At 70.9% G+C, this 24,105-nt stretch carries 23 protein-coding genes and 1 pseudogene; 9 read left to right on the forward strand and 15 right to left on the reverse strand.

Annotated features, from left to right (window positions below):
• Positions 1-10: 10 nt before the first annotated feature.
• A complete protein-coding gene (locus tag ACH442_RS06645; RefSeq protein ID WP_396336936.1) occupies positions 11-1,006 on the reverse strand; it encodes a zinc-binding dehydrogenase in 996 nt (331 codons plus the stop codon).
• Between the two features lie 49 nt (positions 1,007-1,055).
• Between ACH442_RS06645 and ACH442_RS06650 the strand changes: the two genes are divergently transcribed.
• Together ACH442_RS06650 and ACH442_RS06655 are read left to right on the forward strand one after the other, a co-directional pair.
• Complete coding sequence (locus ACH442_RS06650) at positions 1,056-2,096, forward strand: aldose epimerase family protein (protein ID WP_396336937.1); 1,041 nt, start codon at positions 1,056-1,058, stop codon at positions 2,094-2,096.
• A complete protein-coding gene (locus ACH442_RS06655) occupies positions 2,093-2,473 on the forward strand; it encodes a TIGR03668 family PPOX class F420-dependent oxidoreductase (RefSeq protein WP_396336938.1) in 381 nt (126 codons plus the stop codon). The genes ACH442_RS06650 and ACH442_RS06655 overlap by 4 nt, the downstream gene beginning before the upstream one ends.
• 305 nt (positions 2,474-2,778) lie before the next feature.
• Here ACH442_RS06655 and ACH442_RS06660 read toward each other — a convergent pair whose 3' ends face one another.
• Complete coding sequence (locus tag ACH442_RS06660) at positions 2,779-2,901, reverse strand: hypothetical protein (RefSeq protein ID WP_396336939.1); 123 nt, start codon at positions 2,899-2,901, stop codon at positions 2,779-2,781.
• 115 nt (positions 2,902-3,016) lie between these two features.
• On the opposite strand from ACH442_RS06660, the gene ACH442_RS06665 reads away from it, so the two are divergent.
• Positions 3,017-5,764, forward strand: a complete 2,748-nt coding sequence (locus tag ACH442_RS06665) for a M14 family zinc carboxypeptidase (protein WP_396336940.1) — start codon at positions 3,017-3,019, stop codon at positions 5,762-5,764.
• Between the two features lie 45 nt (positions 5,765-5,809).
• Here ACH442_RS06665 and ACH442_RS06670 read toward each other — a convergent pair whose 3' ends face one another.
• The 3 genes from ACH442_RS06670 to ACH442_RS06680 are packed head-to-tail and all read right to left on the reverse strand — an operon-like array spanning position 5,810 to position 8,895.
• Complete coding sequence (locus ACH442_RS06670; protein WP_396336941.1) at positions 5,810-6,556, reverse strand: DUF429 domain-containing protein; 747 nt, start codon at positions 6,554-6,556, stop codon at positions 5,810-5,812.
• Positions 6,537-7,925 carry a hypothetical protein gene (locus tag ACH442_RS06675; RefSeq protein WP_396336942.1) on the reverse strand — a complete coding sequence of 463 codons (1,389 nt, stop codon included), beginning with the start codon at positions 7,923-7,925 and terminating at the stop codon, positions 6,537-6,539. The genes ACH442_RS06670 and ACH442_RS06675 overlap by 20 nt, the downstream gene beginning before the upstream one ends.
• Entirely contained in the window at positions 7,891-8,895 is a 1,005-nt protein-coding gene (locus tag ACH442_RS06680) for a hypothetical protein (RefSeq protein ID WP_396336943.1), read from the reverse strand. The genes ACH442_RS06675 and ACH442_RS06680 overlap by 35 nt, the downstream gene beginning before the upstream one ends.
• Before the next feature lie 106 nt (positions 8,896-9,001).
• On the opposite strand from ACH442_RS06680, the gene ACH442_RS06685 reads away from it, so the two are divergent.
• A complete protein-coding gene (locus tag ACH442_RS06685; protein WP_396336944.1) occupies positions 9,002-9,601 on the forward strand; it encodes a TetR/AcrR family transcriptional regulator in 600 nt (199 codons plus the stop codon).
• Entirely contained in the window at positions 9,598-9,966 is a 369-nt protein-coding gene (locus ACH442_RS06690) for a hypothetical protein (RefSeq protein WP_396336945.1), read from the forward strand. The genes ACH442_RS06685 and ACH442_RS06690 overlap by 4 nt, the downstream gene beginning before the upstream one ends.
• Before the next feature lie 120 nt (positions 9,967-10,086).
• Here the strand turns inward: ACH442_RS06690 and ACH442_RS06695 are convergent, their stop codons facing one another.
• On the reverse strand, positions 10,087-11,502 hold the full coding sequence (locus tag ACH442_RS06695; protein ID WP_396336946.1) for an NAD(P)/FAD-dependent oxidoreductase: 1,416 nt from the start codon (positions 11,500-11,502) through the stop codon (positions 10,087-10,089).
• 101 nt (positions 11,503-11,603) lie between these two features.
• On the opposite strand from ACH442_RS06695, the gene ACH442_RS06700 reads away from it, so the two are divergent.
• Together ACH442_RS06700 and ACH442_RS06705 are read left to right on the forward strand one after the other, a co-directional pair.
• Positions 11,604-12,314, forward strand: coding sequence for a TetR/AcrR family transcriptional regulator (locus tag ACH442_RS06700; protein ID WP_396336947.1), 711 nt, complete (start codon positions 11,604-11,606; stop codon positions 12,312-12,314).
• A gap of 54 nt (positions 12,315-12,368) precedes the next feature.
• The gene (locus ACH442_RS06705) at positions 12,369-13,325 is read left to right on the forward strand and encodes an ABC transporter substrate-binding protein (protein ID WP_396336948.1); all 957 of its coding nucleotides are present in this window, start codon (positions 12,369-12,371) and stop codon (positions 13,323-13,325) included.
• A 9-nt stretch (positions 13,326-13,334) separates the two neighbouring features.
• On the opposite strand, the gene ACH442_RS06710 is transcribed toward ACH442_RS06705, so the two are convergent.
• Positions 13,335-14,525 carry an SGNH/GDSL hydrolase family protein gene (locus ACH442_RS06710; RefSeq protein WP_396336949.1) on the reverse strand — a complete coding sequence of 397 codons (1,191 nt, stop codon included), beginning with the start codon at positions 14,523-14,525 and terminating at the stop codon, positions 13,335-13,337.
• Between the two features lie 178 nt (positions 14,526-14,703).
• Between ACH442_RS06710 and ACH442_RS06715 the strand changes: the two genes are divergently transcribed.
• A complete protein-coding gene (locus tag ACH442_RS06715; protein ID WP_396336950.1) occupies positions 14,704-15,720 on the forward strand; it encodes a hypothetical protein in 1,017 nt (338 codons plus the stop codon).
• Positions 15,721-15,906: 186 nt separating this feature from the next.
• Here ACH442_RS06715 and ACH442_RS06720 read toward each other — a convergent pair.
• The 6 genes and pseudogenes from ACH442_RS06720 to ACH442_RS06745 form a co-directional block, all read right to left on the reverse strand.
• Positions 15,907-16,188 (reverse strand): annotated as a pseudogene (locus tag ACH442_RS06720) (ATP-binding cassette domain-containing protein); the annotation flags it as partial.
• Positions 16,097-16,756 (reverse strand): ThuA domain-containing protein, encoded by a 660-nt coding sequence (locus ACH442_RS06725; protein WP_396336951.1) that lies wholly within the window; start codon positions 16,754-16,756, stop codon positions 16,097-16,099. The pseudogene ACH442_RS06720 and the gene ACH442_RS06725, both read right to left, overlap by 92 nt.
• A gap of 28 nt (positions 16,757-16,784) precedes the next feature.
• Positions 16,785-18,056, reverse strand: coding sequence for a phosphatidylserine/phosphatidylglycerophosphate/cardiolipin synthase family protein (locus ACH442_RS06730; protein ID WP_396336952.1), 1,272 nt, complete (start codon positions 18,054-18,056; stop codon positions 16,785-16,787).
• A 128-nt stretch (positions 18,057-18,184) separates the two neighbouring features.
• Complete coding sequence (locus ACH442_RS06735) at positions 18,185-19,153, reverse strand: SEC-C metal-binding domain-containing protein (protein ID WP_396336953.1); 969 nt, start codon at positions 19,151-19,153, stop codon at positions 18,185-18,187.
• A gap of 183 nt (positions 19,154-19,336) precedes the next feature.
• Positions 19,337-19,750 carry a VOC family protein gene (locus tag ACH442_RS06740; protein ID WP_396336954.1) on the reverse strand — a complete coding sequence of 138 codons (414 nt, stop codon included), beginning with the start codon at positions 19,748-19,750 and terminating at the stop codon, positions 19,337-19,339.
• 10 nt (positions 19,751-19,760) lie between these two features.
• Positions 19,761-20,240 (reverse strand): hypothetical protein, encoded by a 480-nt coding sequence (locus ACH442_RS06745; RefSeq protein ID WP_396336955.1) that lies wholly within the window; start codon positions 20,238-20,240, stop codon positions 19,761-19,763.
• A 135-nt stretch (positions 20,241-20,375) separates the two neighbouring features.
• On the opposite strand from ACH442_RS06745, the gene ACH442_RS06750 reads away from it, so the two are divergent.
• Positions 20,376-21,254 carry an alpha/beta fold hydrolase gene (locus tag ACH442_RS06750; RefSeq protein ID WP_396336956.1) on the forward strand — a complete coding sequence of 293 codons (879 nt, stop codon included), beginning with the start codon at positions 20,376-20,378 and terminating at the stop codon, positions 21,252-21,254.
• Here ACH442_RS06750 and ACH442_RS06755 read toward each other — a convergent pair.
• On the reverse strand, positions 21,249-21,707 hold the full coding sequence (locus ACH442_RS06755; protein ID WP_396337083.1) for an NUDIX domain-containing protein: 459 nt from the start codon (positions 21,705-21,707) through the stop codon (positions 21,249-21,251). The two genes, ACH442_RS06750 and ACH442_RS06755, sit on opposite strands and share 6 nt — an antisense overlap.
• Positions 21,708-21,726: 19 nt before the next feature.
• Positions 21,727-24,000, reverse strand: coding sequence for a putative bifunctional diguanylate cyclase/phosphodiesterase (locus tag ACH442_RS06760; protein ID WP_396336957.1), 2,274 nt, complete (start codon positions 23,998-24,000; stop codon positions 21,727-21,729).
• Positions 24,001-24,105 lie beyond the last annotated feature (105 nt).

A 24,105-nucleotide genomic window follows, 5' to 3' on the forward strand; every position in this document is an offset into this window, starting at 1 on the left:
GCCCGCGGTTTCAGCGACGTGGATCGGCTTGGAACTTCGGGCCGGGGCCGGCGTCACGCGGGCGTTCGCCGGCCAGGACGTCGACGATCTCGTCCAGGCCGACCGTGGCGGCGACCAGCGGACGAGGGTCGGCCTGCCTCTCCGCGTACGCCGTGATCGCGCCGGCCAGCCCCGCCGACGCCCCGAGGATCCCGACCGTCGTCACGTCCTTCAGCACGATCGCGCGCGTGTCGACCATGCTCGGCGCGCCCGAAAGTCCGATATAGACCACCGTGCGGCCGGGTTCGACCAGGTCCACCGCGAGCCCGGGCATGACCGCCGCGTTGGTCGCGTCGACCACCCCGTCCCACGACAGGCCGGGCAGTGTGTCCCGGGTCCAGACCGGCGCCTGGGCCAGGGGCTCGGCGGTCAGCCCGAGCAGATGGACCTCGGCGCCGAGCGCCGTGCCGAACATCGCCGCGAGCAGCCCGATCGTGCCCGTGCCGAGGATCAGCAGCCGCTCGCCGGCAGCCACGCCGGCGGCCCGGACCGCCCGCAGCGCGTTCCCGCCCGGCTCGACCAGCGCGCCCAGCGTGGCGTCGACCGAGTCGGGGAGCGCGTGCAGGTACGCCGCCGGGAATGCCAGCCGCTCGGCCAGCGCCCCGGGCAGGCCGTCGCGGCAGCCCAGCTCGTGCCGCTGCGCGCAGACGTGGTGGCGCCCGCCCCGGCACCGCGCACAATGACCGCAACCGATCATCGTGTCGCCGGTGACCCGCCGTCCCCGCCAGCTCTCGTCGACACCGTCCCCGGTGGCGATCACCGTGCCCGACCACTCGTGGCCGGGCCGCAGCGGGTAGGAGGCCAGGCCGGTGTGCAGGTAACTCATCGCGCCGGTGAACAGCTCGACGTCGGTGCCGCACACGCCCGCCCGCTCGACCTCGACGATCACCTGCCCCGGGCCGGCCTGCGGCTCCGGAACGTCCCGGACCTCGGCCCGGCCGGGACCGGTGAAGACCAGTGCGCGCATCGTGGGCCTCCGTTGTCAGGGTGCGGCACACCAGCGTAGAACGGAGATCATGACGAGAATCGACAGCACTCCGTTCGGTGCGTTGGCCGACGGCACCGTGATCGAGAAGTGGACGCTGACCAACGCGGGCGGGGCGTCGGTGTCGATCCTCACCCGGGGTGCCACGATCCAGTCCGTGATCGTCCCCGACCGGGACGGCACCCTGGGCAACGTGACGCTCGGCTTCGCCGATCTGGGTGGGTACACCGATGCCGCCAACCCGTACTTCGGCTCGACCATCGGGCGGTACGGCAACCGCATCGCCGGCGGGACGTTCACGCTCGGCGGGCAAGTGCACAAACTGACGCAGAACGAGGGTCAGACGACACTGCACGGTGGGGTCCACGGTTTCGACAAGCGCGTCTGGTCGGCGGAGGCGACGGCTGACGGCGTACGGCTCAACTATCTTTCGCCGGACGGCGAAGAAGGCTTCCCGGGCACCGTCGACGTGGCCGTGACCTTCGGTTTCGACGACGAGAACCGGCTGCGCATCGACTACCGGGCGACGACCGACCAGGTCACCGTGCTGAACCTGACCAACCACGCCTACTGGAACCTGGCCGGGGAGGGCAGCGGCACGATCAACGACCACCGGCTGCGGATCAACGCCGGTCGCTACACGCCGGTCGGCGAGACGCTGATCCCGACCGGTGAACTGGCCCCGGTGGACGGCACGCCGTTCGACTTCCGGACCGCCCACGCCATCGGCGAACGGCTGCGCGACGACCACCCGCAGCTCGGCTTCGGCCTCGGGTACGACCACAACTACGTCCTCGACGGGCCGGCCGCCGCCGTCGTCGACGACCCGCGGACCGGCCGGCGGCTCACCATCGAGACGACCGAGCCGGGCCTGCAGTTCTACTCCGGCAACTTCCTCGACGGGAAACTGCGCGGCCCGTCCGGCCGGCAGTACCGTCAGGGCGACGGGTTCGCGCTGGAGACGCAGCACTTCCCGGACAGCCCGAACCAGCCCGGCTTCCCGTCGACGGTGCTGCGGCCGGGGGAGACGTACACGTCCAGCACGACGCACACCTTCTCCGTACACGGATGACCCCGGCGGAACGCTTCGCGAGCGTCCGGGTCGCGCGCCTCGCCTCGGTCACCCCGGACGGCGCGCCGCACCTCGTGCCGATCGTGTTCGCCCTGGTCGGCGACGTGATCCACACCGCCGTGGACGCCAAGCCGAAGCGGCACCGCAACCTGCAGCGGCTCGCCAACATCGCGCATGAGCCCCGCGTCAGCGTCCTCGCCGACTTCTACGACGACGACTGGTCCCGGCTGTGGTGGGTCCGCGCCGACGGCCGGGCCGCGGTCACCGACTCGGTGGAGCCGGCGCTGATCGCGCGGTATCCGCAGTATGCGGTCCAGCCGCCGCCCGGCCCGTTCCTGCGCATCGGCGTCACCGCCTGGCACGCCTGGTCCGCGTGACGCGTCCGGGTGCTGTCACGTAACGGCGACAGCACCCGGGCGCGTCAGGACGCGGGCGGTGACAGCACACCGATCTGCTCGTCCAGGATGCGTATGTCGTCGCCGGAGTGCGGCGTGCCGTCGAGCTCGTCACGCAACCGTCGCACGGCCGGTGACCGCCGAGCTGAGCACCGGGAGCGGAAAGTCCGTCCAGTCCCGGTCCGGGAAGTCGGCGCCGTGCGGGGTCAGTCACACCGCGCCGGTGACCACCCCGTCGGCGCTCCGCCGCGCCGTCACCCCGGCGACCTGCCAGACCGCCGTGTCACTCACGTGGTGCTCTTCGGATAGATCGTGCGCATGATCGCGGTGTCCATGTCGATGATGAACTCGTCCAGCTTGCCATTGACCCGGGCCTGGGCCGACGCCGCGTCGAGCACCGACCGGCGCATCACCAGAAGTTATACAAAGTGGTCAATAGGTAATGGCGACATGCGTTGACCGTCGTAAATGGCGGGTCATAGGCTGCGGAAATTCGACAATTCCCGGGAAGGGAACGAGCACACGATGCGGATTCCGAGACGCCTGGCCGGTGCCACGGCGATAGCCCTGGTCACCACCTTGAGCCCGGCCCCGGCGAGCGCCACCCCCGCGCCCGCCGGTTGCGCCGCCGACCCGTCCACCCACCTCAGCACCGTTCCGAGCCCGGAGACGTTTCTTGGTTTCCCGCTCGGCACCGGCCAGCCGCGGGTGGTCACCAACACCGAGATCCGGAACTACCTGAGCGCCGTCGACCAGTCCTCCGACCGGGTCGTCACCGGCACGATGGGCACGAGCGTGCTGGGCCAGCCGCTGAACTACGCGGTGGTCGCCAAGCGGAAGACCGACCTGGACGAGGTCGCCGCCGAGATCCGCGGCCTGCGCGACCCGCGGCGGTCGAGCGCCGACCGGGCGCGCCGGATCGCCGCCGGCAAACCGGCCATCGTCTGGATCGCCGGCAACGTGCACGGCGGCGAGACGAGTGGCGCCGACGCTTCCCTCAAGACCCTCTACGAGCTGGCCGCCGGGCTGTCCTGCGCGGTGCAGCAGCGCAACGACAACCTGATCACGGTGATTCTGCCGACCCAGAACCCGGACGGGCGGGACGCGCTGCGACGCCAGAACGAGTTCGGTTTCGACCTGAACCGGGACTGGTTCGCCCGCACCCAGCCGGAGACCGACAGCAAACTGCAACTGCTCCGGAAATACCCGCCGCAGGTGTTCGTCGACGCCCACGAAATGGGTGGGCAACGGTACTTCTTCCCGCCGAACGCCGACCCGATCCACCACGAGATCGCCGACGCCCCGGTCGACTGGATCAACCGGATCGGGGAGGCGAACAAGGCCGGTTTCGGCTACAACGGCGCCTGCTCGGAGACCGTCACGACCGAGTGCTATTTCAACTACGACACCTACGACCTGTTCTACATGGGATACGGGGACACCGTTCCGGCGACCGGGTTCGGGGCGGCCGGAATGACGTACGAGAAAGGCAGTGCCTCGGCCGTCCAGGACCGGGTCCAGCAGCAGTTCAACACCCAGTGGGCGACACTGGGCTGGGCCGCGGCGAACAAGCGCGAGGTCCTGACCGGCTATTACAAGATCTGGGTGGATGCGCCGGCCGAGGGGCGGGCGGGTGCGCTCGAGCCGAACGAGGTGGTGCAGCCGGAGAACACGGTGCAGTTCCCGGTGCCCGACGTGACGATCCGGTCCTATTTCCTGCTGCCCGGTCGTCAGCTCGGCGACGTCCGGCAACTGGTCGAGCGACTGCGGAGAATGGACGTCGAGGTCTATGAGATCCGAAAGCCGATCACGGTACGGAACGCGCACGTCTTCGGCGGACGAAACGCCAAGAACGTCGCCGTGCCGGCCGGGGCGTACTGGATTCCGATGGCGCAGCCGCAGAAGCACTGGATCCAGGCGACACTGGGCGAGGACCCCTACGTGCCGTTCCCCTATTTCTACGACGTCTCCTCGTGGAGCAACCCGCTGCTGATGGGCATCGACGCCATGTACACCGGTGACGCCGTACGCCCGAAAGCCGATCTGGTCCGTCGCATCGAGGGCGGCAAGTCGGCGACCGCGCGCCGCAGCGGCTCCTACACCTACGCCCTGGACTCGGCGGCGGCCGCGCAGCTGACCTTCCGCCTGCTCGGCCAGGGCGTCGCCGCGGTCCGCGACGGGGGCCTGGTCCGGTTGCCGGCCACCGCCGTCACCCCGGCCGTCGACCGGCTCGCCCGATCACTCGGCGTCACGCTGTCCGTTTCCCGCAAATCCTCGTCCGGGACGGCCCTGAGCCGCCCCGACGTCGGCCTGTTCCGCGGCACCGGCGTCTCCACCACGGCCGGGTCCTACGGCGAGGCTCGTTACGTGCTCGGCCAGAAGTGGGGGCTGAACCTGACGCCGATCACCACCGCCGACATCAACGACAACACGCCCGCGTTCACCGGACGTACCGTCCTGATGGTGCCGGACGGCAGCAGCGCCACCGGCGGCCTGACCACTACCGGGCAGGCGAACCTGCGGAACTGGATCGCGCAGGGCCACACCTACATCGGGTTGCGCAACGAGGGCACGCGCGTCGCCCGCGCCGCCGGGCTCACGTCCACCACGGAGAAGGCGAAACCGGCCGACTACCTGGTGATCGGCTCGCACCTGCGGGTCGACGTGGACACCACCAGCCCGGTGGCGGCCGGCCGCCCCGCCGAGGACTTCCAGTTCAACAACGGAGACCCGATCCTCACGCCGAGCAGCACCGGGACGAACGTCGTCACGTACCCGGGCGACGACACGTTCTGGCACAACGGCTACACCGTCCAGGCCGACACCCTCAAGGGCACGTCCGTCGTGGTCGACGAGCCGGCCGGGGCCGGGCACGCGGTGCTGTTCGCGTTCAACCCGCTGTTCCGCGCGTACAACGAAAACGGTCTCGAGCTGGTGGCGAACGCCCTGCTCAACCCAGCCGGAACCCAGTCGGCGCAGCGCACGCTCGGTCCTGACCCGGCCCGCGCGGCCGCCGCGGCCCAGCCGATCCCGCCGAACCTGGGCGGCGAGTGGCGCCCGGCCCGGATCGAGGTGGCGGTGACCGACCTGGCTCGCACTCAGGCCGTGGTCAGTCGCTTCACGGCCACGGCCACCAGTGCCATCGCGGGTGACTCCGCCTACCTGACGATTCCGAACCCGGACGGCCTGCCGGCGGACGAACACCCGTACCTCCGGGATCTTGTCTCTGCTCTGACCGCGGACCGGATCCCGCTGCGTTCAGTCGTGGGCTGACCACATCGGTGATGCCGGCCGATCAGCCGGCACCACCGGTGACCGTCAGGGGAGCAGCGTGTCGAGCGCGCCGGCCGGCAGGGCGATCCAGCCCTCGGTCCGAGCGGCCGCGAGCTGATCGGGCGCGGGCCGCGTCGCCACGCCGATCGCGGCCGCCCGGGCGGCGAGAGCGGCCACCACCGCATCGAGAACGTGATCGCTGCGGACGCACAGCCCGGCGAGATCGCCCAGGTCCAGCCACGGCGCCACGGCCCGCAGCCGATGGACGAGCGCCTCACGGACCGTGGCGCCGGCCGGCCCCTTGTAGCCGCGCACCGGCAGACCCCAGATCTTCAGCGACGCCGCCGGATAGACCTCCACCACGACCCCGGCGCCGCTGCGGTCGACGGGTTCGCCCAGGTCGGCGAGCCGCGCCTGGACGGCCGCGCACCGCATCGCCGTGTGCGCGATCCGGTCCGCCGCGACGCTGAGCGGCACGATCCCGGTCGCCTCCCGGACCACCTCATCGGTCAGGCGCCACGCCAGACCACGCCGCCACGACTTGTCCCGCGCCTGACCGACACCGGCGACCGCACCCGCACGGTGCCCGGCGACGAACGACACGAACGCGTCCGGCCAGCCCAGCGGGCAGTCGACGCCGGCCTTGCCCGCCGACTGGATCGCCGCCACCACCGCGTCGTCGTCGGCCGGATGAACCACCTGCCGGAGGCGCGCCGCGGTGGCGGACCACTCCACGGCGGCGATCGCCGTGCCGGGCGGTTCCGCGGCCAGATCAATCCCGACAGTCAGCACAGCCCACGGTATCCCCGCCGCCGCCGGACATCTTCCCGGTAGGTAAGGGTGTGCCGTCCCAGGGGTCGCCGGTTGCGGCATCCCAGCGGCGGACGGTGGAGCCGTCCGCACTGAACAGCGTGGGTCTCCCGTCGACCACGCCGGCGGTGACGCCGGTGATCTGCCTGCGGTGGCCGTTCAGGGGCGGCCCGGCCGGGAGGCCGGAGCAGGCGTCGAAGCGGTGGACCTGCCGGCCCTCCCCGATGGCCAGGAACGGATGACCGTCGACCTCGTAGGCGCAGCCTGTCCCGGCCCGCGGCGCCGGGATCGGGGCGCCCGCCTCCTCAGCGGTCTCCGCGTCGATCCGGCGCAGACGGTCGCCGGACCGGAGGACGAGGCCGCCGCGATACCAGGTCAGGAAGCCGTCGACATTCTCGATCGACGGTTCCAGGACGACCCCGCGTGTGAGGTCGAGCCGATGCGCAGTCTTGTCCGCGAGCAGTACCACGCAGCGGCGGTCCTCGATCCGGAACGGGTGCAAGCGGTTCCGGTATCCGCCGGGCACCTGGACCGCGGGCCCGAGTTGCTCGCCGGTGCCGGCGTCACACCGGGCGACATCGCCGCGCGGCGTCCGTACGTACAGGTCGCCGCCGTCGACGGCGAGCGCCGTGACCACGCCGCGGACCCGCCCGGCCGACCAGACGCCGTCCCGGTGATGCCACACCCGGACCCGTTCACGGTCGCAGGAGAACCATCCCGGCGTGGCGACCACGACGCGGAGGCCGTCGAGCGGCAACGCCCGCGACTGCCGTGGACGCGCGGGGAAGTCCGCGACGACCGCACCGCTCCGCGGGCTGATGAACCTGTCGACACCGCGGAACGTCCCGACGGCGATCAGCGCCCCGACAGCCGCCACCTCAGATCCGGACCCCTGCTGGAGAGGTCGTGCGATTCCTCGCCAGCGCGGCTCGTGAGCACCGGATCCCCGCGGCAGCGCGAGCCCCGCGAGAGTCGTCCCGTTCTCCTCCAGCGCCGCCCGCACCGCGTCGACCTTGGCGTCCAGCTCCGCGTCGGATGCGCCGTGCCGCTCGATCGGGGCGTTGACCAGGGTCTCGATGAGCTGGAAGCAGGCCCCGCGGGTGAGGTCGGAGACCGGCGACGCGGCGATCCGTGCCAGGAACCGGATCACCAGTGCCGCGTCGATGCCGTACCCGCTGTCCTGCCCCCACTCGGTGGAGGAGTAGTCCGCATCCTCGATCAGCAGGTCGTCCAACGCCACGGTGCTACCGCGGTCGGCGGCCAGTTCCCGCAGCTCGGCGACGACCGCGGCACCGTCTACCGACGACCAGGTCACGTCATCGAGACCGTCCAGCGGCCGCTCGCCCGTCATGATCGCCATCATGCCGGGCGCCCGCATACGCCTCGGCGACGGCTTCGAAGGCGGCTTTCGGTGACCAGTTCCGGTCGTCGACGGCCTCGACGATGCCGTAGCTGGCCAGGTCCAGCTCGCCGACGTGGTCGAAGAGGGCGAAGGTGAACACGAACGCGCTGTCTATGCCGGCCGCCTCGAACTCGGCCAGGTTCTCGCGCAGGTATTGGGCCTGGCCCTCCTCGTCGCGCTCGAACTCGCCGTTGAGGAGGACCGGCGCGCGGTTCTCGTCGTACTCGACGATCTCCAGGCCTTCGGCCCCGCGGTCGGCGGCGCCGCGGTACGTCGCGCAGCCGAACTCGGTGATCGCCACCGGTTTGCCCTGGGCGACCAGGTGACGCAACGCGCCGGCGTACTGGTCGGCGACGGCTGCCGATCGGTACAGGTCGACGGAGAGGAAGTCGAAGGGTGCCCAGTCGACGCGTTCGAACGGCACCGAGGCGTACGTGATCGGCCCGTGGAAGTGTTCCCGGACGGTCGCGACCGCCCTGGTCAGGAACGCGTTGACGGCCGCACCGACCGTGCCGAGGTGTGCGCGGATCCCGGCGATCCGCTCGTGGATGTCCTCGCCGGGCAGGAAGCCCCGGTTCATCAGGCTGATCTCGGCGCCCGTCACGAACACGACCTCGGCACCGCGTCGTCGCAGCCGTTCGGCGCGCCGGGCGCAGTCGGCGAAGAGGTCCAGCATCTCGCGGTCGTTCAGTTCGAGGGGGTACGGCGACAGCCACACCTCGAGCCCGAGGCCGGCCGCGACCCCGGCGGCCAGTTCGATCCGCCCCGGGTCACCTCCCATCACCCGGACGGCGGTGCAGTGCAGGTCGTCCCGGACGGCGCGAAGGTCCCGCTCGCAGGTCGCGTGGTCGAAGCCGGGCCGGCCGATCCGGTCACCGACCACCCAGCCGGTGTCGTAGCTGATGCCACGGGCGCGCATCGCCCACCTCCTTAGGGTACGGAACGTACCCTAAGCGCACGTCGTCGCCGGAAGCGAGCGCGATCCTGAAGGTACGATCCGTACCGGAATCCGGCGGGAGGCAAGGATGACGGGACAGACGCGGCGCCGTGGCGCGGCGCTGGAGGACGCGATCCTGCGGGCGGCCGCCGATCAGCTCGGCGAGACCGGGTTCGCCGGGCTGACCATGGACGCGGTGGCGCGGCGGGCCGGCACCAACAAGAACGCCATCTATCGCCGCTGGCCCGACCGGCTGGCCCTGGGCATCGCGGCGTATCGGCAGATCGCCCGCGCGGTCGACCCGCCGGACATCGGTGACCTGCGCGAGGACACCCTGGAGATGCTGCGCCGGGCCAACCGGCACTGGAGTTCCCCGCTCGGCCTCATCCTGCGGGAGTTGATGGCCGCGGCCGGTGGCGCCCAGGAGCTGATGGGCCGGCTCGGCGACCAGTCGGCCGAGGCGGTGGCCGCGCCGTGGCTGATCATTCTCGGTCGTGCGGTGGCTCGTGGGGAGGCCTCGCCGGAAGCGCTGCACCCGCGGGTCGCGACCGTCGCGATGGTGCTGCTCCGCAACGAGTTCGTCACCCGGGGCGCGCCGACCGCCCCCGACGAGACGCTGGTCGAGATCGTCGACGAGGTCTACCTCCCGCTGATCCGCCGTCGCGGCGAGCAGGCCGGGCGGTCATGAGCGTTCTCTTCGACCGGGCGGTGCGGGACGTCGAGGTGCGGGCCGGCGGGCCGGGCAACTGCGGCGGCGTCGCCCGGATCCTGGCCGATCTGGAGCCCGCGGACAGTTTCGCGTTCGTGGACGCCCACGACGGCGGGTGGACGAGAGGCTGGAAGGACGAGCTGGCCGGCTGGTGCGTGGCCGCGGTCCGGCAAGGCGTCGAGGAGGAGCTGATCCGGATCGGGGCGGGCGAGATGCCGCCGGTCCGGTTCGTGCTCCGGCGGATCATGCTGAATCTGATCGACTCGAACGAACCGTGCAACCGGGAAGCCGGGCGGAAGGCCGTCGCCGAGGCGGTCCGGCGCCTGACCGCGACGACGGAGTAGGCGGCCGGCGGCGGACAGCCTGACCGCGACGACGGAGTAGGCGGCCGGCGGCGGACAGCCCGGCCGCGACGACGGAGTAGGCGGCCCAGCGGCGAGCCACCGGGCCGTGAGCGGCGAGGATCAGGAGTCGAAGGAGAACCCCAGCAGGTTGGCGGTCTTGAGGATCACGCCGTCGCGCCCGCCGTTGCGGTCGGCGCGGGCGATGGCCCGCCGGATCACCTGGACCGCAGGGTAGGCGATCGGCTCGGGCGGGATCGGCAGCGGCCGCTTGGTCGCCATCCGCAGCCGGGTGCGCGGCGTGTCCGCCCCGGCCAGCAGGTCCAGCATGACCGAGCCGGCGAAGCGGGTCGCGGCCACGCCGAGGCCGGTGAAGCCGCTGCTGTAGGCGACCTTGCCGCCCATCGCCAGGCCCTGGAACGCGGCCAGCTGCGTCGACATGTCGATCATGCCGCCCCAGGCGTGGGTGAACCTGATGTCGCCGAGCTGCGGGAACGTGCGCAGGAAGTGGTCGGCCAGGCGCGCGAAGGTCTCCGGGCGCTGGTCGAACTCGGGCCGGATGCCGCCGCCACGGTGGTAGACCGCGTCGTACCCGCCCCACAGGATCCGGTTGTCGGCGGTCTTGCGGTAGTAGTGGAACTGCCGCGAGCAGTCGCCGATGCCGAAGTTGCCCTTCCAGCCGATCTCGTCCTGCTGGACCGGGGTGAGCGGCTCGCTCATCAGCACGTAGTCGTAGATCGGGATGGTCAGGAACCGGTTGCGCCGCAGCAGCGACGGGAACCCGTTGGTGGCCAGCACGACCTTGCGGGCGCGGACGGTGCCCATGCCGGTGGTCGCGCGGACCGTGCGGCCGCGGTCGGCGAGGCGGGTCACCGGGGTGTGCTCGTAGATGCGCACGCCCAGCTTGCGGCACGCCTCCTTGAGTCCCCAGGCCAGTTTGGCCGGGTGGACGAGCGCGGCACCGGTCTCCCGGTGCACGCCGGCGCGGTACAGCGGCGAACGTACGAGCGTGGCCAGCTCGTCCTGGTCGTAGAAGCGGCCGGGAACGGCCCGCAGCTCGTCGACCTGGTGACGTTCGGTGGCGACCTCCAGGGCGCCCTCCTCCTGCCACTCGGCGTCGATGCCGTGCTTGACCAGCGAATCCCGGAACGCGGCGAAGTTCTCCTCGGCCAGGGTGCTCAGCACGTCCAGTTCGCCGGCGAAGTTGCGCTGCCCGTTCTCCGGGCCGTGGGTCAGGCTGGCCTCGACGAATCCGCCGTTGCGGCCGCTGGCGGCCCAGCCGATCTCCTCGCCCTCGACGAGCACGACGTCGCGGCCGGGATCGTTCTCCTTGGCCTGCAGTGCGGTCCACAACCCGCAGTAACCACCGCCGATGATCAGCAGGTCGGTCTCGATGGCGCCGATCAGGGCGGGCAGCGGAGCGGGGCGTCCCGGGTCCTCGAGCCAGAACGGCGTCCGGGCGGCGTCGGCGAGAGCCGCGCGGATGCGCTTCTCGTCGGTGCGGATATCGAGGTCGTAGGCCGGTGTGTCCGCCTGCATGCTGATCCTCCCTGGTCAGGGCCATAGGAAAGCGCGTGCGGTACGCTTAGGTCAATGCGTTGACATAACTAGGTCAATGCGTTGACATAAGGAGCGTCGAAATGACGACCACACGAGGCGCCGCCGATCGAGTCCGGCGGCGGCCGACGCGCAGCGGCGTGGTCCTCGAGCCATCCATGATCATTGATGCGGCACTGCGGTTGATCGAGGCGCCCGGCGGCAACGCGCTCACGGTGCGTCGCCTCGGCGTCGAGCTGGGTGCCGACCCGTCCGCCGTCTACCGCTACTTCCGGGACATGGACGCGCTGCTGATCGCGGTCGCCGACCGGCTGATCAGCGAGACCCTGGCCGACTTCGAGCCGGGGGCCGACTGGCGCGAGTCACTGCGCGAGATGGGCCGCGGCGTGCACGACTCGATGCTGCGGCACCCGCGCCTCGCGCAGCTGCGGGCGATCCGGTTCACCGCCGGCCCCAACGAGCTGCGGGCCGACGACATCGGCATCGGCCTGCTGCTCAGCGCCGGGTTCGCGCCGGCCGACGCGGTCCGGCACTTCCGCGACTTCATCGACGCGGTGCTCGCCCTCGCCGCGATGGACGCCATCGAGCTCGGCCCCGGCCAGGAGGAGGCGGACAAGCTGGCCCTGGCCGACGTCTACGCATCCTTTTCGGACGAGGATTATCCGAATCTGGCTACCGTTCGCACCCACCTCACCCAGATCACCGCCTCACCATTTCCGGGCGTGCTGGACAAATTGATCGACGCGCTGGCCGCGGCCGCCCCGAAGAGGAAGCGCAAGAAGTCTGATCATTGACGTGATCAAATGGCTGCCATATCTTGCGGTGACACCGAAGAATGGGGTTCCAGCATGCCTCGATCCCGGCTCTCCGCGGCCCTGGCCGCCACGATTCTTCTCCTCACCGCCTGCAGCGACTCCGGCGGCCAGAGCGACACCGGGGAACAGCTCGACAAGGTCAACGCCGGGGTCATCGCGATCGTCGACGTGGCGCCGATCTTCGTCGGCCGGGCACTCGGCTTCTTCGAGGAACAGCACATCGACCTCACGCTGACCACCGCGCAGGGCGGCGCGGCGATCGTCCCGGCGGTGGTCGGCGGCGAATATCAGTTCGGCTTCAGCAATACGATCTCGCTGTTGCTCGCCGCGTCCAAGAAACTGCCGATCAAGGTCGTCGCGAACGGCACGAATTCGACCGGCGTCGACGGCAAGGACTACGCCGGCCTGTTCGTCGAGGCGGACAGCCCGATCACATCGCCCAAGGACCTGGCCGGCCGCACGGTCGCGGCCAACACCCTGAAGAACATCGTCGAGACGAGCGTACGGGCGTCGGTGCGCAAGGGCGGCGGCGACGCGGCGGCCGTCAAGTTCACCGAGCTCGCCTTCCCGGACCAGGTCCCGGCGCTGGAGAAGGGGCAGGTCGACGCGATCTTCGTGGTCGAGCCGTTCCAGCAGGCCGCGGTGCTCGCCGGCGCGCGCAGGATCGCCTCCAGTTACGTGGACGCCGCACCCGACCTGACCGTTGCGATGTATTTCACCTCGAACCAATTGCTGTCCACGAATCCCGATCTCGTCCGGCGTTTCACCGAGGCGATGAAGAAATCGCTGGCTTTCGCCGACAGCCATCCCGACCAGGTGCGCGAGGTGATCGGCACGTACACCAAGATCGACCCGGCGGTGCGGGCCGCGCTGGTGCTGCCGAAATGGCCGGCGGAGGTGAATCGGGCCTCGGTCGACACCCTCGCCGGCCTGGCGGTCACCGACGGACTGCTGACCGAGAAACCCGACCTCACCGCGTTGTTGCCCTGACCGATCGGATCAGAGGAACAAACCATTCCTGAGGTACGTCGTGAGCGTCCCGGCCAGGATCGCATGGTCGTGCAGGGACGGATGCCAGTCGCAGCCGAGGAGGTCGAGACCGAGCGCGTTGTTGTCGTAGTAGAGCGCGCTCACCCGGTCGTGACGCTCGCGCACGATCTGCTGCACGGATTCGGCGAGCGCCGTCGTCCGATAACTCAGGTCGGGGTAGGTGAGCACGAAGTGCGTCGCCGGGCCGTACCGTTCCCGCAGCTTGTCCAGGAACCCCTGATAGGCGGTGACATAGTCGGCGGCCAATGCGGCCTCGTCGGCCCACTTCTCACCCGGGTTCAGCGGCGTGGAGAAGTCGTTGATGCCCAGACCGATGACGACCACCTGCGGGTGCCAGGACGCGGGCCGCTTCCACACGGACTCGTCGACCGCCTGCAGGGCGCGGTCGTAGTACGTACGGTAATCGGTTCCGGGGCTGCTGCCGTTGTAGTTGCGGACCATGCCGATGCCCGACCAGGCGTTGATCTGGTAATCCGCCCGCAGAGCCTTGGCCGTGCGCGCGCCGAAGGCCTGGTCGGCGTTGCTGCTGCGGGTCAGCACGCCCGCGCCGGAACAGTCACGGCTGCTCGACATGTCACCGTAACCGGCGGTCCAGGAGTCGCCGATGAACTCGATCTGCCGGTGCCGCGCGGCCGGCGCGGCCAGGATCCGCCCGCCGGGGCCGGCTACCAGGCCGCCGAACTGCGCCCGGTTCCACGGGCTCTCGGTGCGCTTGACCAGCCGTACGGTGTGATCGCCCCGGGACAGCCCGGTGATCCAGTGCGTGGTGTCGCCCGGAGTCACCAGCGTCGTCGGCGCGCCGCCGTCGATCTGCACGTCGTAGTCGTTGACGGCGTCGTTCAGCGCGAGCCCGACGCTCGTGCCCCGGAACCGTCCCTCGAAGTAGACGCCCGGCCAGGTGAACGCCACGCCCGTGCCCCCTTCGACGGTCCGGCCGGCGGTGTGTACCTGACGGGAGACCGGCACGACCCCGTGCCCGGTGGCCGGGGAGTTGCGCCCGGAGCAGGTGGGCGCGTCGTCGAGGAAGAGGGCGGTGTGCCCGTCACAGCGTGGAGTGGCGGCGGCCGGGGCGGTGATCGTGAGCAGGCTGCCGCCGAGCAGAGCGATCGTTGCGAGGCGGGTGAGGGACGTGAGCGGCATGTAGTGACTCCTGACCTTGCAGGACATATTTAAGTCAATCGATGAACAATCTAGGATCCCGGAGCGCCGGGCGCAATGCGGGTGGACCCCCGGTCGGGTGATTCCGCGCGATTTTCTGGCACTGAGCGGACTTATGGTTCAAAATCGGCGCACGATGGACTTTTCTCCGCTTCCCCCAGTGCCCCGGCCGCGGCCGTGGCTCACCGTGCTGTTCGCCGCCGTGCTGACGTTGCTGGCCGGCCTGCCGCTCGGCATCCTCCCGCTGGCCCGGGCGTCGTTCGAACCCGCGGCGCCACCGGACGGGCACATCCCGCTGGCCGCGCTGCGCGAGGCGGCACTCGACGTCCCGCCGTGGCCGGCCGACAACGTGCAGGGACCGTCCGGGCCGCTGCACTTCCACGACGGGGCCGTGCCGGTCGAGCCGCACACCGTGCCGGACGGGCAACCGCCGTACGGGGATGCGGTCCTGATTCTCTCGGTGACCTACGGTGACGTCGACCATGACGGGGCGGACGAGACGCTCGTGCTGCTCGGCTGCATGATCGAGGGCGGCAGCAAGCAGCTCGTCGCCTACGACCGCGACCCGGCCGGGCACATCGTGTCGCTCGGCCCGATCGTCGCGACGACCGGGCAGATCCGCGACATCCAGAGCTCCGGCACGAAGGTCGCCGGTGGGGTCGTCACCGCGATCGTCGGCGACTACCAGCGATGCTGCGCCGACCGGACCCCGCAGATCTGGCAGACCCGGGGGTACGCGCGACGAGCCGGCCGGTTCGAGCAGGTCAGCGGCGAGCGGCGGATGCCGTTGAACCCGCACGTGACCGAGATGCGGGTCACCGCGGGCGACCTGGTCCTCGGGCCGGCGCGCGGCGGATACCGCACCGGGAGCGTCGACGTGACGGTGCGTCACGTCCGTGGCGGTCACCCGGCCAAGGTGACGATCCTGTTCTACGCGCCGGAAGGGCTCGAACGGGCCGGGAACAAGTGGCCGGCCGTCAAGGCGCAGGCGGGCTCGTTCTCCGTGACCGAGGCGGCGCCCACGGCCGGTGGCAGCGTGACGTACCGGTTCGCGTTCCGGCGCAAGGCGGCCGTGTCCGGTGGTGAGCTGTCGATCGACCTGGCCACGGTGCCGTGGATGAGCGAGGCGGTGCCGTGGAGCAGCGCCGTCACGGTCCCGGTCCGTACCGGAAAATGATCCTCTGACCGGCAGAGGTTCCCGGCTGGTTCGCACCGTGGCCAGACCGACCATCTCCGGCAGCATGTTCACCCGCGCGCGGCTCGCGCCGGCCGGCATCGCCTGGGTCAGCAGGTGTGCCCGGCCGAGCTGCCCCCGGGTGGCTGATGCCCTGCTCCTGAACGGCGCCGACCTCGCGCAAGGGTTTTTCAGCTCGCCGAACGGCCGGCCGTTGATCAGCGCGGTGCCGGACGTCGGCCGGGTCAGGCCGAGCAGCATGCGCAGCGTCGTGGTCTTGCCCCGACCGTCGATCCCGAGGAATCCCGTCACGCGGCCCGGCTGGGCGGTGAAGGGGATGCCGTCGACCGCCCGGACCCGGCGGTACGCCTTGGTCAGGTCAACGGTCTCGATGATGGTCGGGAACTGTCCCGCACGCCCACGACATTCCGCGCTCCGTGATGGTCCGGGTCTGCGGAACCTGCAGGTCAGCGGGGCTGTGACCGAGTGTGCTGACGAAGACCCGGCCCGATCCGAAGTGGCGCGTCCACGCGACCGGCATGACGGCGCCGGCCGTCTCCGGGGCGCCGTGGTCACCGGTGAAGGTGGTGCTGGCCAGGACGTCGAGGGTGGGATCGACGTGCATGAAGTACTGCTCGGTGTGGACCGGGTAGGTGCTCAGGCCGTACGCAAGCGGATGCCGGGTGTTGATCTTGATTTGATGATCGACGAAACCGCCGGGATGACAGAGGAATCGCCCGCCGACCATGAACTGGTAGGCGGGCGCCTCGTAGCCGGTGGCGACGACCCCGCCGTGCCAGCCGGCGAACCCGGCGCCCGCGCGGACCCGCTCGACCAGGGCCCGCTCCTGCTCCTCGGTGAAGCGGGCCCCGGTCCAGCACTGGACGATCAGGTCGAAGTGGTCCGGGTCGAGATAGGCGTCGAGCGTGTCGGCGGTGCGCAGGGAGAACCCGTTGCGCTGCAGGAAGTCCCGGAACAACTCGGTGCAGGCGACCGGCTCGTGACCCGCCCAGCCGCCGCGCACGATCAACGCCCTCATCCGGCCAGCTTAGGGCCGACCGGCCCGATCAGCAGGTCGCGGCCGCGCCGTTCGCCGGCTTGTGGGTCGCCGCCGCCGCCACCGCGTTGTACTGCTGGACGTAAGCGGCGTGCACCGCCGGGTCCTCCATCTGCAGCATCACCTCGTCGGAGCCGCGCAGGCTGCCACCCTTCCAGTTCAGGCTGCCGGTCCAGACGATCTTGCGGTCGCCCTTGCCGTAGTAGTTGCCCTCGATGGAGAAGTTCTTCGAGTGGATCCAGATCGGGTCGCTCTCGCAGTAGTAGCGGACGATGACCCCGTTGTACTTGTCGGTGGTCTTCGCCAGCAGGGTCTTCAGCGCGGTCGTCTGGTAGGAGTTGTCCGGGTCGAAACGCAGGTTGACCAGGACGTAACAGCCTTCCTTGTCCAGCGCGACCAGCCTGTCGGCGATGTAGTCCAGCGCGAACTCGGTCACCGTCACCCGGATGATCGTGCGGTGCGTGCCGTCGCTCTGCACACCGACCGTCGTGTTGCCGAAGCACTCGGTGTTGTTGAGGATCGTCATCACGGTGTCCTCGGACGGATCGCCGTAGAGGGTGTCACCGGCGCGCGGGTAGTAGAACACCTTGGCCGCGCCCGACTGCACCGGCACACGGGTGTCGTAGTAGTTGTTGTTGATCTTCTTGGCCACCAGGTCGGTGAAATATCCGGTGTACGACGTGAACAGCGCCGCGTTCCCGGTCACCTCCAGCGCGTCGTTCCAGCCGGTCCCACCGTCCCGCCACGCGGTGCCGCCCATGTTCGCCGAGGTCTGCACCACCACGTTGCTCACACCGAGAGTCCGGCTGAACAGGAAGAACTTGTTGTGGTTGATCGAGTAGTCGTAGCCGGCGATGCAGCCACGGCCGCTCGGGCACGTCGTGAAGAACGACCCCTGCGAGGTGTCGGTGCCCAGCCCGGTGCGCAGCACGTCGTAGCTGGCCGTGTTCGCCACCGTCTTGACGTCCGCGACCACGCGCACGTTCACACCCCGGCTCTTCGCCGCGACCAGCGCGTTCGGGATGGTGGTGGCGAAGAAGTAGTACATCGACACGCTGATCGTGGAGCCCGCCTCGGCGCCGTCGACCAACTCCTTGAGCCGGGTGTAGATCCGGTCCTTGGCCGCGGTGTCGCCCGTCGGATCGGTGAAGATCCCATGTGTGTACGGCGTGTCGGCCGCGGCCGCCGGACCGGTCGGCACGGTCGCCACGGTGATCCCCGCGAGGACGGCCGCGGCGACCGCGAGCCAGCGCCGCAGACGTTGACTTTTCTTGATGTTCACGCGATGCCTTCCTGACATCCATGGAAATGCCCCCGGTCGATGCCACCGCAGCGTCGATCATCGATCGCTCGCTGTCAAATGAAGGTGACGGACCCGGCCGGGGGCCGGCGGATGTCAGCGGCCGCGGATCAGGCGCGACCCCGCGGCAGGCAGCACTTCTTGTACTTCAGGCCCGAACCGCACCAGCAGGACCCGTTGCGCTCCGGCGGCCAGGTGATCGACGACGGCTTCACCGCCAGCTGGCGGGTGTAACCGGCGCGGGTCTTCGCCTCGGCCGGGTCCTCGTTCAGACCGGCGAACGCGGCCAGACCGTCGGCGGTGCCGGGCCGCGGCGCCGGGTTCGACGCGGCCTGCCGGAGCAGCTCACGCTCCAGGCGGGCGCGGTGCTCGTCCCACGTCGCACCGTAGGCCGCGGTGAGCGCCGGCCACTTGGTGATCACGCGATCGAACTCGGCCTGCGGGAAGAAGAGCAGCTCGTCGCCGACCGCGGCCGCCGACGCGTTCGCCAGCCGGGTCTCCAGCCGGTCGGCCAGGTTGTCGTGCGCGTCGTGCGGCAGGTTCAGCGCGTGCCGGATCCCGTGCCGCTGCTGCAGCAGGAAGAACAACAGTCCGGCATCCTCGGCCGAGGACGGGTCCGACGAGCGCTCGGCCAGCGCTGCCTGGACCGCCTCGGTCAGCCACTCCTCGGCGAGCCGGTGGCGGCCGCCGACCGCCAGGGCCGCGGCAATGTACGCCGGGGCGTCGTTGCTGCTGGTCAACTGCGCGCGCAGCGGCTCCAGCTCAGCCATCGCCTCGTCGGCGCGGCCGGCGCGGAACAGCAGACGGGCATGCAGGGCGCGCGCCTTGGTGTCGTCGCGCTTCGCCTCCGCGTCGAGGGCACGATCGGCATAGCGCAACGCGGCGTCGTGCTTGGCGCGGCTCTCGGCGATCTCCGCCGCCAGGATCAGCGCCTCACCGGCGATCTCCGGGTCGGCCAGGCGACCGGCCTCCACCGCATCGGCCAGCCCGGCCGCGAGGCCGAGCGGATCAGCCTCGCCGAGCGCGGTCTTGCGGATCCGGTCGAGGTCGGCGCTGGTCAGGTCCGTGGTTGTCAACACGCCGTGACGATACTGCCGTGCAAACCCGCGCGGCCCTTGATCTGAATCTCATTTCTCGAACGTGTCGCCGGGAATAGTTTCGGCTCGAAGAAGTCAGATGTCCGCTCCGGCGGCTCCGTGGGCGAGCCCGGTGCCGTGGGCGGAGGTCGTTCGACCGCTCCGCGGACGTGCCGCGGGGCGCGGTCAGGAGTCCGCCTCGACGGCGAACGTGTTGCCGTCCGGGTCCTGGAACCAGGCGATCCGGCCGCCGCCCGCCCGCGGAGTGATCCCGCGAGCGTCGTGCTCCAGCCCGTCGTAACGGGCGAACTCGACGCCGGCCGCGGACAACTCGTCGACGATGCCGTCCAGGTCGTCGACATACCAGGTGGCCAGCGTCGCCCGGGTCGCTCCGGCAGTCGCCGACTGGTAGACGTTGAGCGCCGGGCCGCCGCCCGAACCGTAGACGCGTCCGCCCTCGGGGATCGTGGCGCTCGGGCCCGACCACAACGGCTGCAGGCCCAGTCTCCCCTCGTAGAACTCGACGGCGCGGGCGATGCCGGAGACGGCGATCGAGGTGCGGAGGTGATAAGCGCTCAACGGCATGAACCACCATCTCACGCCGGGACGATCAGAGCCGGTTCTTGAACAGCGGCGCGGAGATCTCGACCGGGCTGTCCACCCAGTTCCGCAGCGAAGCCGAGAGGCGCCCGTCGCGGACCGCGCCCTCCGGCTCCGCGACCACCACCACGTAAGCGATGAGGACCTGACCTCCGCCCGCCATTCCCGCGGGAACCCGGCGCTCCGCCAGCACGACACGCTCGTCCCGGCCGGAGAGAAGGACGAATTCCTCGTACGGCGTACCGTCCAGGAAACGCAGGCGCCGGAAACGGTTCACGACCGTGCGGAGGAAAAGGTCCTCGATCTCCGCCGATCCGCGACAGTTCTTCTTGTCGCTGCGCCGGGTGAACTTCGCCACCGGAGCCGCACCGACCCCGAGCTCGCGACGCAGCAGGCCGCAGACGACGCCGAGCTCGCCGGCCGAGGCCAGCGGGGCCACGCACACGGCGTGAGCCGACCCGTGCCGGTGACTGCCGGCCGCGTTCGCCATGGATCGGAAGACCTCCGCCACCTCGTCGCGGGCATCGACGCGCGGCGGTGGCAGGGGAGCGCCGTAGCCGAACTCGTACTCGCCGGCGAAGCGCCTTCCGCATTGACGGGGCGAGCCACTTCGTATGGTGGTGCGATGGAGTATGTGGATGCCGGCGTGTTGTCCGTCGCCTGTCTGCAGGACGGCCCGGCCGACGGCTGGCCGGTGGTCCTGTCGCACGGCTTTCCCTACGACGTCCACGCCTACGACCGGGTCGTCCCGATCCTGACCGCGCACGGTGCCCGCGTCGTCCGCCCCTACCAGCGCGGTTTCGGTCCCACCCGGTTCCGCTCCACGGGTACCGTCCGTAGCGGCCAGCAGGCCGCGCTCGGTTCGGACCTGGTCGCGCTGATCGACGCGCTCGGCCTTCAGGCCCCGATCGTGGCCGGCTTCGACTGGGGCGGCCTGGCGTCCTGTGTCGCGGCCGCGTTGTGGCCGCAGCGGGTGGCCGGCCTGGTGGCGCTGGCCGGCTACGACATCATCGACGTCGAGCGGCAGCGGCACTCGTTCGACCCGGCCGTCGAGCACGCCGTGTGGTATCAGCACCTGTTCCAGACCGAACGGGGCCGGGAGACGCTGGCCGCGCACCGCCTCGACCTGTGCCGGATGCTGTGGCGGCAGTGGTCGCCGCGGTGGCAGTTCGACGAGGCGACGTTCGCCCGGACGGCGGGCTCGTTCGCCAACCCCGATTTCGTCGACGTGGTCGTCCACGCCTATCGGCACGCGCTGGGCCAGGTCGCCGGCGATCCGGCCTACGACGATCTGGAGGCCCGCCTCGCGACCCGCCCGAAGATCACCGTGCCCGCGGTGACCCTGGACGGCGCCACCGACACGCTGAAGCCGGGCGGCACCGCCGGCCACGCCCCGATGTTCGTCGCCGGTCACGAGCACCGGCTGGTCGACGCCGGTCACAACCTCCCGCAGGAGGCACCGGAGGCCTTCGCCGACGCGGTGCTGACCGTGCGCCGACTATGACAGGTAACCGGTGGCCCGCAGCAGCGCCCGGCCGAACCTGTTCAGCTCGATCCCGGACAGTTCGGCCGGCGTGAACCAGCCGAGTTCGCTGATCTCCTCCTCGTCGGGGGCAGGCGTCCCGCCGATCATCTCGGCCCGGTAGATCGAGGTCACGTAGGCGACCCGGTCCCCGTTCGGGTAGGTCACCTCGAAGTCGGTGCCGCCGAGCACGTCCACCAGCCGCGGCGGCCCGATGCGGATCCCGGTCTCCTCCCGGATCTCCCGCACCGCCGCGTCGACCGGGGACTCGCCGATCTCGACCGCGCCGCCGGGCACCGCCCAGCCTTCCCGGTGCCCGGCGTGCCGCACCAGCAGGAGCCGCCCGTCCTCGCCGGCGACGAGGACCGCCACCGACGGCAACTGGATGAGCTCGTGGCCGATGATCGCCCGGAGCCGGGCCAGATGCGAGGACATACCCACCCGGGAAGGGTAGCTAGGCCGCGGCGAGCAGCGAAGCGGTGATCTCCTGGGCCGGGACGGGCCGCGCGAAGTGGAACCCTTGCGCGAACCGGTATCCGAGCACGTGCAACCGGTCGGCCTGGTCCTGCGTCTCCACCCCTTCGGCGACCGCCCGCAGCCCGAGCGTCGACGCGATCCCGCTCAGCGAGGCCGCGATGGCCTCCTGCTCCGGCCCGCCGTTCAGTTCGTCGATGAACGACTTGTCCACCTTGAGCGTCGTCACCGGGCAGGTCCGCAGCAGGGTCAGCGACGAGTGCCCGGTCCCGAAGTCGTCCAGGGCGATGCCCACTCCGAGGTCGCGCAACGCGCGGACGGTGTGCAGGGCCGGTCCGCCCGCGAACACCGCGGTCTCGGTGATCTCCAGCGTGACCTGTTCCGGCGGCAACGCGTACCGGCGCAGCACCGACGACACGAGGGCCGGGAGTTCCGGGTCGAGCAGCTGACGGGCGGAGACGTTGACGCTGATCCGCGGGGCGGCCTCGCCGTGCCGGTCACGCCAGGCCGCCGCGTCGGCGCAGGCCGTGTCGAGGATCCACGCGCCGAGGTCGACGATCAGTCCGGTCTGCTCGGCGACCGGGATGAACTCGGCCGGCGACACCGGCTTGCCACCTCCGGGGTGCCAGCGGACCAGCGCCTCGACCGAGTGCAGCGTGCCGAGGGGGAGTTCCACGATCGGCTGGTAGACGACCCGGAACTCGCCCAGTTCCAGGCCGCGACGCAGGGCCGCGGCGAGGTCGGCGTGGTGCTGCGCGGAGGCGTCGAGGTCGGCGGTGTGCTGCTGGTGCCGGTTCGCGCCGACCCGCTGGGCGGCCTGCAGCGCGAGTTCGGCCCGGCGCAGCAGGTCCGGTACCACCTCGTCCCGGCCCGCCGCCGATCCCACGGTCACGGTGACGAGCAGGTCGTGGTCGCCCACCGGCAGCGGCGCCTGGAACGCGTGCACCAGTGCCTCGGCGAGCCGGGTGCCCCCGGCGAGCGGGTGCTCGGCCGGCAGCAGCACCCCGAACTCGTCGCCGAGCAGGCGCGCGACCTGCGCCGATCCGCCGACGGTGAGCAGGATCCGCTCGGCTGCCTGCCGCAGGATCTCGTCACCGGTGTCGTCGCCGAGCCGGTCGTTGAGGGTGGTGAAGTCGTCCAGGTCGCAGACCGCGACGGTGGTGCCGTCGGTGCGCTGGTGCAGCGTGCCGGTGAAGAAACGGCGGTTCGGCAGGGCGGTCAGGTCGTCGTAACCGGCCTGGTCGGCGAGCCGGTCCGCGAGCCTCCCGTTGTCGCGCAGCGCGGCGTGCTGGCGGACCAGGACGAGCAGGATGAGCACCACGGTTCCGGCGGCCAGTCCGGCCGGCAGGGAGCCGTCGCGCAGGGTCACGGCGATCAGCATCGCCGCGGTGGCCGCGACCGACGCGTACGGCACCCGGCTGATCACCCGGTGGTGTGCGTCCCCGCGGCGTTCCGCCCGGACCTCCTGCGTCATCGTCGTGCCGCCGGCGTCCGAGCGCACCTGCGCGCGGGTCGAGAAGCCGACCAGCACGGCCAGCATCGGCAGCACCGCGGTGGTCGGGGCCAGGCCGGGGCGGCCGTCGAACGCCGACGCGAGCAGCATGGCCAGCGGCCCGAGCAGCCCGACCGGGCTCAGCGCCCAGAGCGCGCGGGCGGCCACGTGCCCGGCGCCGCTCATCCCGACCTTGACCACGGCGACGACGGCCGCGCAGGCGACGCCGAGCACGATGCCGCGCAGCGCCGCGGCGAGCGGCCCGTCCGGGACCGGCACCGGCATGACGTCGAGGCCCTGCATCATCACCATGCCGGACGCGACGCCGACGATCGCCACGTCCATCCCGAGCGTCACCCGGGCCGGCCGGGTGCGGTCGCGACCGGGCAGGCGCAGCAGCGCGACGACGGCCAGCAGGACCGCGACGAAGTACAGCGACCCGGTGACGGCGCTCATCGCGACCGTCTCGTCCGGGTGCCGCGCGGTGTCGACGGCCTGGCCGATCGAGCCGAGGGTGAGCACCGCCAGCGCGCCGCCGAGCCGCCGCCAGAAGGCGCGACCCTGGTCGGTTCCGGTGCGCGCGGCCACCAGGCACCCGGCCACCGACGTGATCACCGCGCACCACGCGACCGGCCACATCACCCAGACGGGCAGGGTGACGACGGTGCCGAGCCCGCCGAGGAGCACGGTGGCCAGCATCCATCCGCACGCGGCGACGACGATCAGGCCCGCCGCGCGGACGGATCGAGACGGTGATCGCATCGAGCCAGGTGGCCTTTCCGGTCAGGGGATGTCCGACCATTGCTATCGGCCGGCGCACGCCCCGGAACAGGCAAACCTTCAAGATCAAATTCAAGCCCCGATTGC

It is taken from the genome of Actinoplanes sp. NPDC020271 (assembly GCF_044388125.1).
GTDB lineage: Bacteria > Actinomycetota > Actinomycetes > Mycobacteriales > Micromonosporaceae > Actinoplanes.